This is a genomic window from Pseudomonas versuta (assembly GCF_001294575.1).
In the GTDB taxonomy this organism is placed as follows: Bacteria; Pseudomonadota; Gammaproteobacteria; order Pseudomonadales; family Pseudomonadaceae; genus Aquipseudomonas; species Aquipseudomonas versuta.
In genome coordinates this window covers 3,746,199-3,758,466 of the sequence record NZ_CP012676.1, presented here as the reverse complement: position 1 = coordinate 3,758,466, position 12,268 = coordinate 3,746,199, and the positions used below count along the sequence as shown (strand labels likewise).

Below are 12,268 nucleotides of genomic sequence, written 5' to 3'. Positions count from 1 at the left end.
ATCTGCAGGAGCGAGGCAAGCTCGCTCCTGCAGATACTCAGGGGAGGGACGTCTAGTCTTCCTTGCCCTTGTTGCGAACTGCACGCTGCAGTTCGCGATCGGAGTCACGCTCACGCTCGGTATGACGCTTGTCGTATTCCTTCTTGCCTTTACCCAGGGCAATTTCGCACTTGATCAAGTGCTTGCTCCAGTAAAGCGAGAGGCAGACGCAGGCGTAACCCTTCTGCTGCACCGCGGCAAACAGCTTTTCCAGCTCGCGCTGGTTAAGCAGCAGTTTGCGGCTGCGCGTAGGGTCGGCAATGACGTGGGTGCTGGCTGTCGTCAGGGGGGCAATATGGCTGCCAAGCAGCCAGGCTTCACCGTCCTTGAGTAGCACGTAGCTGTCGACCAGCTGTGCCTTGCCTGCACGCAGACTTTTTACTTCCCAGCCGGCCAGGACCAGACCAGCCTCGAACCGATGTTCGATGAAGTAATCGTGTCGCGCTTTTTTATTCTGCGCGATGGTCCCTGTGGGGTGTTTCTTCTGTTTAGCCATAGGGCCGGCATTATAGGCAGTTGCTAGCGTGTCGGCTACGGCCAACCTGCGAGTTTGTGCGCGTAGGACTCCGTGCTTGAGCACGTAGGGTGATTCCCGGACAATGCGCCCTCTTTTTTTAGTGGTTGGGCGTAGTAACGATGTCGACAGACAAGGTTTCTGTCCACGGCAGTTGGGCAAGCCGTTGGGTCTTTATTTTCGCTGCGACCGGTTCTGCTGTGGGTTTGGGCAGTATCTGGAAATTCCCGTACATGGTTGGCGTCTATGGCGGCGGCGCTTTTGTGCTGGTGTTCCTGGCATGTATCGCGCTGATTGGTGTGCCGGTGATGCTGGCTGAAACCCTCATCGGGCGGCGAGCGCGACTCAGTCCGGCGAATGCCTTGAAGGTATTGGCGGTTGAGGCGGGTCACTCCGGGCGTTGGTCGTGGGGGGCTTTTGCCGGGATGATCACCGCGTTGCTGATTTTGTCTTTTTATAGTGTGGTCGGTGGCTGGTCGCTGGATTACATCATCAATATGGGCAAGGGCGACTTTCAGGGGGCGACGGCTGACCAGGTGGGCGATTACTTCGGTGGCGTGATATCCAACCCTTGGAGGCTGACGTTCTGGCATACGGCGTTCATGCTTCTGTCAGCGTTTGTGATTGCCAGGGGAGTGGTGGCGGGGCTTGAACGTAGCTTGCGGATCATGATGCCTATCCTGTTTGTGCTGTTGCTGGTGCTGCTGGGTTACAGCATGACCACCGGGCACTTCATGGAAGGCGTGCATTTCATGTTCGACTTCAATCCCGACCGGGTGCTCGACGGTTTGCTGGCAGCAATGGGCCATGCGTTCTTTTCGCTGAGTGTGGGCGTGGGTTCTATCATGATCTACGGCGCATATATGCCGAAGAACGCGTCGATTTCCGGGACGGTCGTCGGTGTGGCACTGATCGATACGTTTGTCTCATTGCTGGCCGGGCTGGCATTGTTTCCAATTGTATTCGCTTCGGGTTTGAATCCGAGCGAAGGCCCTGGCCTGATGTTTGTGACCTTGCCGTTTGCCTTTGGCAACGTAGCGTTCGGTCAGCTGATGGGGGTGGTGTTTTTTGTTCTGGTCGCCGTGGCAGCCTGGAGCTCGGCCATCTCGTTGCTTGAGCCGATGGTGGCTTACCTGGTTGAGCGAACCAGGGTTCGACGCCTTTGGGTGACATTCTGGCTGGCCTTTACATGCTGGTTTGTCGGGTTGGGTACGGTGTTTTCGTTCAATATCTGGAAGCAAGCCAAGTTTTTTGTGAGCGAAGAGTCAGGCTTTCACCTTTACCAATGGGGTGCTGCCAGCGGACTGGACTTCTTTGGTGTCGTTGATTTCTTCACCTCGCGTATCATGCTGCCTTTAGGTGGGCTGTGCTTTGTGGTCTTTGCAGGCTGGATCATGGGGCGCGGCGCGGTGCGCGACGAATTGTCGATGCGCAGCCCGGTGATGTTTACTCTGACTCTTTTCTTGATGCGCTATGTGGCGCCACTCGGCATTCTGATTGTGTTTGCCGCCCAGCTGTGGAAGTAACGCTGACATGACTACCCATATCCAACGCTCTGCCTTGCTGCCTTATCCGGCGCAGGCTCTTTATGACCTGGTTAACGATGTTGCGCGTTATCCGGAGTTCTTGCCGTGGTGTTCTTCGGCCGAGATCCTAGAAAGCACCGAGGTGCTGATGCGCGCCAGTCTGGGTGTGGCCAAGGGCGGTTTGAGCCAGCACTTTGTCACGCGTAATACGCTGGTGCCGGGGCAATCGATTGAGATGAATCTTGAAGAGGGGCCATTCACCAAGTTGCACGGCCTTTGGGTGTTCAAGCCGTTGGGCGAGAAAGCCTGCAAGATCAGTCTGGATATGACCTTTGATTACGCCGGGGCGATTGTGAAGGCGACATTGGGGCCTTTGTTCAATCAGGCAGCCAATACGTTGGTCGATGCGTTTTGCCAGCGCGCCAAGCAGTTGTATGGCTGACCCGGTGATTGAGATTGAGGTCGTCTACGCGGCGGTCGATCGTCAGCGTTTGCTTGCTTTGGCGGTGCCGCAAGGCACGACGGTGCGGGCAGCGGTATTGGCGTCGGGTATCGACAGCGAGTTTCCTGAGCTGGATCTGCTGAATTGTCCCCTGGGGGTTTTCGGCAAGCAGGTTGCCGCGCCAGCCAGCCAGGTGCTGCAGGACGGTGACAGGGTTGAGATCTACCGGGCGTTACTGGCTGACCCTAAAGAGATTCGGCGCCAGCGTGCAGCCAAAGCCGCAGAAGCTAAACGTCTGAGCCAGCTTTAGTCACTTTATGGCAGTTAACAAAAAGCCCGGCATGCCGGGCTTTTTTGTGCCGAACGCTTATTGTTCGGTTGTATCCAGAGGTGCTGGGGTCGGCACAGGAACTGTTTCGACTCCATCGACGTCTTTCTGGATCTGATCGAGCAGCGAGCCTGGCTTGGGCGGGGCATCGCTCTTCTCGCTCGGCGCAGTTTCTGGCGCTGGAGGGGCAGTTACCCCTGTAGCAGCGTCTTTGCCGAGAATTGCTTCGTCGCGGCTGACACCAGGCTTGAAGTCGCCTGACAAGCTCACGAGCTGGTCGTTTTCGTTGAAGAACACGCTCACGCGTTCTTGTTGGCGTTCACCGCCACCGGGTTGCAGGCTATACAAATAATCCCAACGATCCGGGTGGAATGTATCGGTCAGCAGGGCGTTGCCCATGATAAACCGCACTTGCCGGCGGGTCATTCCCGGGCGTAACTGGTTTATCATGTCCTGCGTGACGACATTGCCCTGCTGGATGTCGATTTTGTAAACCCCGGGGAATGAACAACCGGCGAGTGCGAGCAGTCCCACAAAGGTGAAACTGGTTAGCAAGAGCTTGGTGTTTTGCATCGGTGGGCGACTTCCACTATCTTGGCTGGGACAACGTAAACGCCGATCATACCCGTATTAAGAGAAGCTGCGAAGCGCTTCCGCGAGAAAGCTAACCATGGTTGAAAATAGCGAACTACGTAAGGCCGGACTTAAGGTGACTCTGCCACGAGTCAAGATTCTACAAATGCTTGACTCTGCCGAGCAGCGTCACATGAGTGCCGAGGATGTTTACAAGGCGCTGATGCAAGCTGGCGAAGACGTCGGTCTGGCCACGGTTTACCGTGTACTGACGCAGTTTGAGTCCGCAGGGCTGGTGATCCGCCATAATTTCGATGGCGGTCATGCGGTCTTTGAATTGGCCGATGCCGACGGTGGACACCACGACCATATGGTCAACGTGGACAGCGGTGAAGTGATCGAGTTCTTCGACGAAGATATTGAAAAACTGCAACATGCCATCGCCGCCAAACATGGCGTCGAGCTGGTGGATCACAATCTGGTGCTGTACGTACGCAAGAAAACTAAATAAGCATGTCGCGCGAATTTCGGTTCGCGAAACGAACGAAGGCGACCCCCAGGGTCGCCTTCGTGCTATCTGAATACTGATTTTAAGTGGCCGTTCGTCGCTAAGCAGCCATATTCTTGGCAGTGACCACCATTTTCTTGGCATGAGCCAGTGACTCTTTGGTCAGGTCGATGCCGCCGAGCATGCGCGCTACTTCCTCTACGCGTTCCTTCTTACTCAGTTTCGATACTGCCGTACGTGTGGTCTCGCTCTCGCGAACCTTGTGCACGAAAAGGTGCTGGTGGCATTGTGCTGCCACTTGCGGCAGGTGAGTCACGGTCAGCACCTGGCCGCGTTCGCCGAGTCGGCGCAGCAGCTGGCCTACGATTTCAGCAGTCGGGCCGCCGATCCCCACGTCGACTTCGTCAAATACGAGGGTGGGAACGCGCGAGGTTTGAGCGGTTATGACCTGGATGGCCAGGCTGATGCGCGACAACTCGCCGCCAGAGGCAACTTTAGCCAGCGCTTTCAGTGGCTGTCCGGGGTTGGCGCTGACCAGAAGCTCGACTTGTTCAAGGCCGTGAGGCATAGGGTCAGTACTGCTTTGCGCGCGCAGTTCGATCACGAAACGACCGCCGGGCATGCCCAGACGCTGGATTTCTTCTTCTACAGCACTGCTAAGGCGTGTAGCTGCATGGCTGCGCAACTCGCTCAGAGCGCGTGCGCATTCCTGGTAGTGGCGGGAATAGGCGGCCAGCTCATTGCCCAGGCGCTCAATGGACTCATCGTTGGCATTGAGGGTTTCGATCTCTTCCAGTAGTCGTTGTTGCAGGGCAGCAACGTCATTGGGCTGAACGCGGTGTTTACGCGCAAGGGTGTAGATGGTGTCCAGTCGCTCTTCGAGGTACTGAAGGCGGCCCGGGTCGGCATCAAAGTGATCGAGGAAACGATTAAGTTCACCCACGGCCTCTTCGACTTGAATTTGCGCACTGGCCAGTAGATCGGTGGCTTCACTCAATGAGCCAGAGTTGTTGTTGATGCTCGACAGGCGATTCAGACTTACTGTCAGGGCATTAAGAACATTGCCGGAGTCGTTTTCGCTGCATTGCTCAACCACTTGGCGGCAGATCGTCAGCAGGGTTTCAGCGTTGGTCAGGTTTTTGTGTTCCTGCTCCAGTTCTTCCAGTTCGTTTTCACCCAGTGAGAGCGTTTCGAGTTCTTCGAGCTGGTAGCTCAATAGCTGATGGCGTGCGCGTTGCTCGTCCCCGGAGTTGGACAGGTGCTCCAGTTCCTGACGGGTCTGGCGCCAGCGCTGTGCGGCCAGTTGTACCTGGCGGGCCAGATCGGTAGCGCCAGCATATTCGTCCAGAAGGCGCCGGTGTGTGTCGGGTTTAAGCAGCGACTGGTGCTCGTGCTGGCTGTGGATATCAATTAAAAGTTCACCCAGTGCTTTCAGGTCGCCTTGAGGGCAGGGCGTGCCATTGATATAGCCGCGTGAGCGTCCTTCGGCCGTAATCACGCGGCGCAGGATGCACGGTCCATCGACGTCCAGGTCGCGTTCTGCGAGCCAGGTGCGTGCTTCTGGAATGTCCTGTAGATCGAAGGTGGCCAGAATGTCGGCTTTTTCGGCACCCGGGCGAACTACTCCACTGTCGGCGCGGTCACCCAAGGTAAGGCCCAGCGCATCGAGCATGATCGATTTACCGGCACCGGTCTCGCCAGTGATTACACTCATCCCGCGATCCAGTTCAAGATCGAGATGTTCAACGATGGCGTAGTTATGTACGGACAGGTGCACCAGCATAGGAGCTGCTCCAAAACGTAATGTCTGGTTATTTATACAGTGTTTTGTTTCGTGCTGACAATGCCTTCGTTTAGTCCGATTTGCTTGGTGGTTTTGTTTTTTTAGGTCGTTTTGATTGTGCATCGGGGGCTTTCGCGCGTGGCTAAAGACCACACTTACTGCTTTTTGGCTCTTGAACCTGAAAATTGCGACCCCATATACCTTGGCAGAAGCGCGAGTCGAGCTCGCGGACAAAGTTTGAAAGGAGAAATCTATGGCAGACGAACAGACTATGGATACGCAGAACCAAGACGCTAGTCAGGCCGCGGATGCTGGAAGCGAAGATCTGGTAGCCCGCGTGCAAGTGCTTGAAGAGCAGCTGGCAGCCGCTAATGATCAGGCTTTGCGCGTAGCTGCCGATCTACAGAACGTTCGCCGCCGTGCAGAACAGGACGTTGAAAAAGCACACAAATTTGCATTGGAAAAATTTGCTGGTGACCTGTTGCCGGTGATGGACAGTCTGGAGCGCGGCCTTGAGCTGTCGAATCCGGATGATGAAAGCATTCGTCCAATGCGTGAAGGGATCGAGCTGACCCTGAAAATGTTCCAGGACACCCTGAAACGTTATCACCTTGAAGCTATCGATCCGCACGGCGAACCCTTCAATGCCGAGCACCACCAAGCGATGGCCATGCAGGAAAGCGCTGACCTGGAGCCAAACAGTGTGCTCAAGGTGTTTCAAAAAGGTTATCAGCTCAATGGGCGCTTGCTGCGCCCGGCTATGGTCGTAGTCAGCAAGGCTCCAGCGCCGGTTTCGCCATCGATTGACGAGCAGGCTTGAAATCGGCCGCAAGGCCCCCATTTAGAAGTCAAGCGTTAAGTAATGCCGCAGTTGGTCATTACTGCTGCGGCAAAAAAATTCAAATTTAGGGAGAGTAAACATGGGCAGAATTATCGGTATTGACCTCGGGACCACCAACTCGTGTGTTTCGGTTCTGGAAAACGGTAAAGCAAAAGTTATCGAAAACGCAGAAGGCGCGCGTACTACGCCGTCGATCGTTGCGTACGCCAACGATGGCGAAATTCTGGTTGGCCAGTCGGCCAAGCGTCAGGCAGTGACCAATCCGCATAACACCCTGTACGCGGTGAAGCGTCTGATCGGTCGTCGTTTTGACGAAGAAGTTGTACAGAAAGACATTCAGATGGTGCCTTACAAAATCGTCAAGGCTGATAACGGCGATGCCTGGGTTGAAGTGAACGGCCAGAAAATGGCTCCGCCACAAATCTCGGCTGAAATTCTGAAGAAAATGAAGAAAACCGCCGAAGACTATCTCGGCGAGCCAGTGACTGAAGCGGTTATCACCGTTCCGGCCTACTTCAACGACAGCCAGCGTCAGGCTACCAAAGATGCCGGCCGTATCGCGGGTCTGGACGTAAAACGCATCATCAACGAACCAACTGCTGCTGCTCTGGCATATGGTATGGACAAAGCGAAAGGCGACCACACTGTCATCGTTTATGACTTGGGTGGCGGTACTTTCGACGTGTCGGTAATCGAAATTGCCGAAGTTGATGGCGAGCACCAGTTTGAAGTGTTGGCAACCAACGGCGACACGTTCCTGGGTGGTGAAGACTTTGATATCCGTCTGATCGACTACCTGGTTGACGAGTTCAAGAAAGAAAGCGGCATGAACCTCAAGGGTGACCCGCTGGCGATGCAGCGTCTGAAAGAAGCTGCTGAAAAAGCCAAGATCGAACTGTCTTCGAGCCAGTCGACTGATGTGAATCTGCCTTACATCACTGCAGATGCCACCGGTCCTAAGCACTTGAACGTGAAAATCTCGCGCGCCAAGCTGGAATCGCTGGTTGAAGATCTGGTTCAGCGCACCATCGAGCCTTGCCGCATCGCTCTGAAAGATGCCGGCATTGAAGTTGGCGCGATCAACGACGTGATTCTGGTCGGTGGTCAGACCCGTATGCCACTGGTTCAGAAAATGGTTACCGAGTTCTTCGGCAAGGAAGCACGTAAAGACGTGAACCCTGACGAAGCAGTTGCAATGGGTGCTGCTATCCAGGGCGCGGTATTGGCTGGTGATGTAAAAGACGTTCTGTTGCTGGACGTGAGCCCGCTGACTCTGGGTATCGAAACCATGGGCGGCGTAATGACTGCTCTGATCGAGAAAAACACCACGATTCCTACCAAGAAATCGCAAGTGTTCTCGACAGCTGACGACAACCAGGGCGCTGTGACCATTCACGTTCTGCAAGGCGAGCGTAAGCAAGCTGCCCAGAACAAGTCGTTGGGTAAATTCGACCTGGCTGACATTCCACCTGCTCCACGTGGCGTGCCTCAGATCGAAGTGACCTTCGACATCGATGCCAACGGCATCTTGAACGTTAGCGCGAAAGACAAGGCGACTGGCAAGTCTCAGTCCATCGTGATCAAGGCTAACTCGGGTCTGTCCGAGGAAGAAATTGCTCAGATGGTTCGTGACGCTGAAGTCAACGCTGAAGAAGACCGCAAGTTCGAAGAGCTGGCAGCTGCACGTAACCAGGGCGACGCACTGGTTCACTCGACTCGTAAAATGATCGCTGATGCTGGCGATAAAGTGACCGCAGAAGAGAAAGTTGCAATCGAAGCTGCAGTAGTTGCACTTGAAGCCGCTGTTAAAGGCGATGACAAAGCTGCTATCGAAGCCAAGGTTGAAGAGCTGTCCAAGGTGTCTGCTCCGGTCGCACAGAAAATGTACGCCGAGCAAGCTAACCCGGCAGACGCAGCGGCCAAACCTGAAGAAACCAAGGGTGACGACGTTGTCGACGCTGAGTTCGAAGAAGTAAAAGACAACAAGTAATTAGCTTGTTGGTCGGCCGGTTGACCGTGCATTAGCGGTGACTGGTAGGATGTCGCCGCGCGGGAGCTTGCTCCCGCGTTGGCGTGTCTGGAGTAGAGGAATTTTTACAGCATGCGACAAGGTCGAATGCTTGCGGTTGGAGTCCGGATCTTTTTTGTTTCCGGTCGGCTGTAACCGCTCCTGTTGGCCGATGCATTGGCTGTTAATCAGAAACCAATATCGTTGAAAAAGACGTGAGTCGGGCTTGGTCTTTACTGGGGTCCGGCGGGTTTGGCGAGGCTCGGGAGGGTTTTGCCGAACGTCCTTGAGAGTGCAAAGAATTATGGCAAAGCGCGATTATTACGAAATATTGGGTGTTGAGCGTACTACCACTGAAGTGGAGTTGAAGAAGGCTTATCGTCGCCTCGCAATGAAGCACCACCCGGACCGCAATCCGGATGACAAGGCTTCCGAAGAGCTGTTCAAGGAAGCCAACGAGGCTTACGAGGTTCTGTCGGACTCCAGCAAGCGTGCCGCCTATGATCAATACGGCCATGCCGGTGTTGATCCGCAAATGGGTGGCGGCGGTGCCGGTTTTGGCGGGCAGAACTTCTCCGATATCTTCGGTGATGTGTTCAGTGATTTCTTCGGCGGTGGTCGTGGTGGCTCCCGGGGCGGCGCTCAGCGCGGTAGCGATTTGCGCTACACGCTGGAGCTTGATCTGGAAGAGGCTGTACGCGGTACCACGGTCAATATTCGTGTGCCGACGCTGGTCAACTGCAAGCCATGTGATGGTTCTGGCGCCAAGAAGGGCTCTTCGCCGGTTACCTGTACGACCTGTGGCGGTATTGGCCAGGTGCGCATGCAGCAGGGCTTTTTTGCTGTGCAGCAAACCTGTCCGCGTTGTCATGGTCAGGGCAAGATCATTTCTGATCCGTGCGACAGCTGCCGTGGCGAAGGCCGCGTAGAAGAATACAAAACCCTTTCCGTAAAAGTGCCTGCGGGTGTTGATACGGGCGACCGCATTCGTCTTTCGGGCGAAGGCGAGGCTGGGGTGCAGGGCGGTCCTGCTGGCGATCTGTATGTGGTGATCGAGGTGCGTGAGCACGCGATTTTCCAGCGCGATGGCAAGCATCTGTTTTGTGAAGTGCCGATCAACTTTGCTGATGCTGCATTGGGTGCCGAGCTTGAGGTGCCGACCCTTGATGGCCGTGTAAAGTTGAAAATCCCCGAGGGTACTCAAACCGGCAAGCAGTTCAGACTGCGTGGCAAAGGCGTGGCGCCGGTGCGCGGTGGTGGTGCTGGCGACCTGATGTGCCGTGTGGTGATTGAGACTCCGGTGAAGTTGAGCCGACGTCAGCGTGAGTTGATGGAAGAGTTTCGCTCGACCCTTGAAGGCGATAGCAGTCACTCGCCGAACGCAACGGGCTGGTTCGAAGGCGTGAAGCGCTTCTTCGGCGACTTGTAAGGAGCGGGGCATGCGACGTATAGCTGTGATGGGCGCTGCTGGGCGCATGGGCAAGACGTTGGTCGATGCGGTACAGCAGCGTTCGCCGCTGTCCGGGCTGACAGCGGCAATCGTTCGTCCGGGCAGCTCGTTGATCGGCGCTGATGCTGGCGAGCTTGCAGCGTTGGGTCGTATCGGCGTGCCGTTGTCTGCAGATCTGCTGGCTGTCGTTGAAGACTTCGATGTGTTGATAGATTTCACGCTTCCCGAAGTGATGCTGAAAAACCTGGAGATTTGCCGCACATCGGGCAAGGCCATGGTCATCGGTACTACGGGGCTCAATGCAGGGCAAAAACAATTGCTGGTTGAAGCCGGTAAAGATATTCCAATTGTTTTTGCGGCCAATTTCAGTGTTGGCGTCAACCTGTCGCTCAAGTTGCTTGATATGGCAGCCCGGGTGATGGGCGATGATGCTGATATCGAAATCATCGAGGCGCATCACCGGCACAAGATTGATGCGCCTTCGGGTACTGCGTTGCGTATGGGTGAAGTGATTGCCGATGCGTTGGGGCGTGATCTGCAAAAGGTAGCGGTCTACGGGCGTGAAGGCCACACCGGTGCCCGCGATCGCGAGACCATCGGCTTTGCGACGGTTCGTGGCGGTGATGTGGTGGGGGATCATACGGTTCTGTTTGCTGCCGAGGGTGAGCGTCTTGAAATCACCCACAAGGCATCCAGTCGCATGACCTTCGCCAAGGGCGCCGTTCGTGCAGCGCTTTGGCTCGATGGGCGCGAGGCCGGGCTGTATGACATGCAGGATGTGCTCGACCTGCGCTGAGTTGTCTCTGTAAAATCAGGCTGTGGGCGCACCAGCAGCCTGATTTTTAACCGCTAAGCGATGTCCTGTCGCATTCCTCTGCCTTTTAGGCTCTTTAGCGGTAGACCAAAAAAGCCTTTTTCTGTAAGCTACAGCTTTAGTGTGTCCACTAAAAGCGCGCAGATAATTCGATGAAGAAGCGGGGTGACGTGTCCATACGTCACTCCGCTTTTTTACAACCTGCGATCGCCCTTTCAGGCTTTATTTACGGGAGGTCTTCTTGACTAAGCAAGCCATACTCGCCCTCGCTGATGGCAGCATTTTTCGCGGCGAAGCCATTGGAGCCGACGGTCAGACCGTTGGAGAGGTGGTGTTTAACACCGCAATGACTGGCTACCAGGAGATCTTGACGGATCCATCCTACGCTCAGCAAATCGTGACCCTGACTTACCCGCATGTTGGCAATACCGGTACTACACCGGAAGATGCCGAGTCTGATCGCGTCTGGTCCGCAGGTCTGGTTATTCGTGATCTGCCGTTGGTTGCGAGCAACTGGCGCAACAAGATGTCTCTTTCTGACTACTTGAAAGCCAATAACGTTGTGGCTATCGCAGGAATCGATACCCGTCGCCTGACCCGCATTTTGCGTGAGAAAGGTGCTCAGAACGGCTGCATCATGGCCGGTGACAACATTTCTGACGAAGCTGCCATTGCTGCTGCGCGTGGCTTCCCGGGCCTTAAAGGCATGGATCTGGCGAAGGTTGTCAGCACCGATAAGGCTTACGAGTGGCGCTCCAGTGTCTGGAACCTGGCCACCGACAGCCATCCGACCATTGAAGCGTCCGAGCTGCCTTATCACGTCGTTGCTTACGACTACGGCGTAAAGTGGAACATCTTGCGCATGTTGGTTGAGCGTGGCTGCCGCGTAACTGTTGTGCCGGCACAAACTCCGGCCAGCGACGTGCTGGCACTGAATCCGGATGGCGTGTTCCTGTCCAACGGCCCAGGCGATCCCGAGCCATGCGACTACGCAATCACGGCCATTCAGGAAGTGCTGAAAACCGAAATTCCGGTATTCGGTATCTGCCTGGGTCACCAGTTGCTGGCTCTGGCGTCTGGCGCCAAGACTGTGAAAATGGGTCACGGCCACCACGGTGCGAACCACCCGGTTCAGGATCTGGACACGGGCGTAGTGATGATCACCAGTCAGAACCACGGTTTTGCGGTTGATGAAGCGACTTTGCCTGCCAACGTGCGTGCGATCCACAAGTCGCTGTTTGACGGCACCTTGCAAGGTATCGAGTTGACCGACAAGAGCGCTTTCAGCTTCCAGGGCCACCCTGAAGCCAGCCCTGGCCCGAACGACGTAGCACCGCTGTTCGATCGCTTCATCAATGAGATGGCCAAGCGCCGCTGATCATCCTCTAGTTGTAGTGCCCAATGGCGGCCCCGTACTCCGGCGGCCCCTTGGGTGTTTCAGA

At 55.6% G+C, this 12,268-nt stretch carries 12 protein-coding genes; 9 read left to right on the top strand and 3 right to left on the bottom strand.

The annotated features are described in order from the left end of the window. Nucleotides 1-52: 52 nt before the first annotated feature. On the bottom strand, nucleotides 53-535 hold the full coding sequence (gene smpB, locus AOC04_RS16905) for an SsrA-binding protein SmpB (protein ID WP_003439570.1): 483 nt from the start codon (nucleotides 533-535) through the stop codon (nucleotides 53-55). Between the two features lie 140 nt (nucleotides 536-675). On the opposite strand from smpB, the gene AOC04_RS16900 reads away from it, so the two are divergent. The 3 genes from AOC04_RS16900 to AOC04_RS16890 are packed head-to-tail and all read left to right on the top strand — an operon-like array spanning nucleotide 676 to nucleotide 2,831. After that, entirely contained in the window at nucleotides 676-2,079 is a 1,404-nt protein-coding gene (locus tag AOC04_RS16900) for a sodium-dependent transporter (RefSeq protein WP_060695344.1), read from the top strand. Nucleotides 2,080-2,086: 7 nt separating this feature from the next. Next, complete coding sequence (locus tag AOC04_RS16895; protein ID WP_060695342.1) at nucleotides 2,087-2,521, top strand: type II toxin-antitoxin system RatA family toxin; 435 nt, start codon at nucleotides 2,087-2,089, stop codon at nucleotides 2,519-2,521. Further along, a complete protein-coding gene (locus AOC04_RS16890) occupies nucleotides 2,514-2,831 on the top strand; it encodes an RnfH family protein (RefSeq protein WP_060695339.1) in 318 nt (105 codons plus the stop codon). The genes AOC04_RS16895 and AOC04_RS16890 overlap by 8 nt, the downstream gene beginning before the upstream one ends. A 57-nt stretch (nucleotides 2,832-2,888) precedes the next feature. Here AOC04_RS16890 and AOC04_RS16885 read toward each other — a convergent pair whose 3' ends face one another. After that, nucleotides 2,889-3,422: an outer membrane protein assembly factor BamE gene (locus AOC04_RS16885; protein ID WP_060695336.1), complete on the bottom strand. Its 534-nt coding sequence runs from the start codon at nucleotides 3,420-3,422 to the stop codon at nucleotides 2,889-2,891. 97 nt (nucleotides 3,423-3,519) lie between these two features. On the opposite strand from AOC04_RS16885, the gene fur reads away from it, so the two are divergent. Continuing rightward, nucleotides 3,520-3,933 carry a ferric iron uptake transcriptional regulator gene (fur, locus tag AOC04_RS16880; RefSeq protein ID WP_003439580.1) on the top strand — a complete coding sequence of 138 codons (414 nt, stop codon included), beginning with the start codon at nucleotides 3,520-3,522 and terminating at the stop codon, nucleotides 3,931-3,933. Nucleotides 3,934-4,030: 97 nt separating this feature from the next. On the opposite strand, the gene recN is transcribed toward fur, so the two are convergent. After that, nucleotides 4,031-5,713: a DNA repair protein RecN gene (gene recN / locus AOC04_RS16875; RefSeq protein WP_060695333.1), complete on the bottom strand. Its 1,683-nt coding sequence runs from the start codon at nucleotides 5,711-5,713 to the stop codon at nucleotides 4,031-4,033. 253 nt (nucleotides 5,714-5,966) lie between these two features. Here recN and grpE point away from each other — a divergent pair, with 253 nt between their 5' ends. From grpE to carA, 5 genes are all read left to right on the top strand, one after another. Beyond that, nucleotides 5,967-6,533, top strand: a complete 567-nt coding sequence (grpE, locus tag AOC04_RS16870) for a nucleotide exchange factor GrpE (RefSeq protein ID WP_060695332.1) — start codon at nucleotides 5,967-5,969, stop codon at nucleotides 6,531-6,533. Between the two features lie 100 nt (nucleotides 6,534-6,633). Then, a complete protein-coding gene (gene dnaK / locus AOC04_RS16865) occupies nucleotides 6,634-8,544 on the top strand; it encodes a molecular chaperone DnaK (RefSeq protein ID WP_060695330.1) in 1,911 nt (636 codons plus the stop codon). Nucleotides 8,545-8,866: 322 nt separating this feature from the next. Further along, nucleotides 8,867-9,991: a molecular chaperone DnaJ gene (dnaJ, locus tag AOC04_RS16860; protein ID WP_060695328.1), complete on the top strand. Its 1,125-nt coding sequence runs from the start codon at nucleotides 8,867-8,869 to the stop codon at nucleotides 9,989-9,991. A 10-nt stretch (nucleotides 9,992-10,001) separates the two neighbouring features. After that, a complete protein-coding gene (gene dapB / locus AOC04_RS16855; protein ID WP_060695326.1) occupies nucleotides 10,002-10,808 on the top strand; it encodes a 4-hydroxy-tetrahydrodipicolinate reductase in 807 nt (268 codons plus the stop codon). 259 nt (nucleotides 10,809-11,067) lie between these two features. Further along, nucleotides 11,068-12,204, top strand: coding sequence for a glutamine-hydrolyzing carbamoyl-phosphate synthase small subunit (carA, locus tag AOC04_RS16850; protein WP_060695324.1), 1,137 nt, complete (start codon nucleotides 11,068-11,070; stop codon nucleotides 12,202-12,204). Nucleotides 12,205-12,268 lie beyond the last annotated feature (64 nt).

Bases quoted from the DNA above. Each gene is read 5' to 3' on its own strand.
- smpB (WP_003439570.1), bottom strand. From the start codon at position 535: ATGGCTAAACAGAAGAAACACCCCACAGGGACCATCGCGCAGAATAAA.
- AOC04_RS16900 (WP_060695344.1), top strand. From the start codon at position 676: ATGTCGACAGACAAGGTTTCTGTCCACGGCAGTTGGGCAAGCCGTTGG.
- AOC04_RS16895 (WP_060695342.1), top strand. From the start codon at position 2,087: ATGACTACCCATATCCAACGCTCTGCCTTGCTGCCTTATCCGGCGCAG.
- AOC04_RS16890 (WP_060695339.1), top strand. From the start codon at position 2,514: ATGGCTGACCCGGTGATTGAGATTGAGGTCGTCTACGCGGCGGTCGAT.
- AOC04_RS16885 (WP_060695336.1), bottom strand. From the start codon at position 3,422: ATGCAAAACACCAAGCTCTTGCTAACCAGTTTCACCTTTGTGGGACTG.
- fur (WP_003439580.1), top strand. From the start codon at position 3,520: ATGGTTGAAAATAGCGAACTACGTAAGGCCGGACTTAAGGTGACTCTG.
- recN (WP_060695333.1), bottom strand. From the start codon at position 5,713: ATGCTGGTGCACCTGTCCGTACATAACTACGCCATCGTTGAACATCTC.
- grpE (WP_060695332.1), top strand. From the start codon at position 5,967: ATGGCAGACGAACAGACTATGGATACGCAGAACCAAGACGCTAGTCAG.
- dnaK (WP_060695330.1), top strand. From the start codon at position 6,634: ATGGGCAGAATTATCGGTATTGACCTCGGGACCACCAACTCGTGTGTT.
- dnaJ (WP_060695328.1), top strand. From the start codon at position 8,867: ATGGCAAAGCGCGATTATTACGAAATATTGGGTGTTGAGCGTACTACC.
- dapB (WP_060695326.1), top strand. From the start codon at position 10,002: ATGCGACGTATAGCTGTGATGGGCGCTGCTGGGCGCATGGGCAAGACG.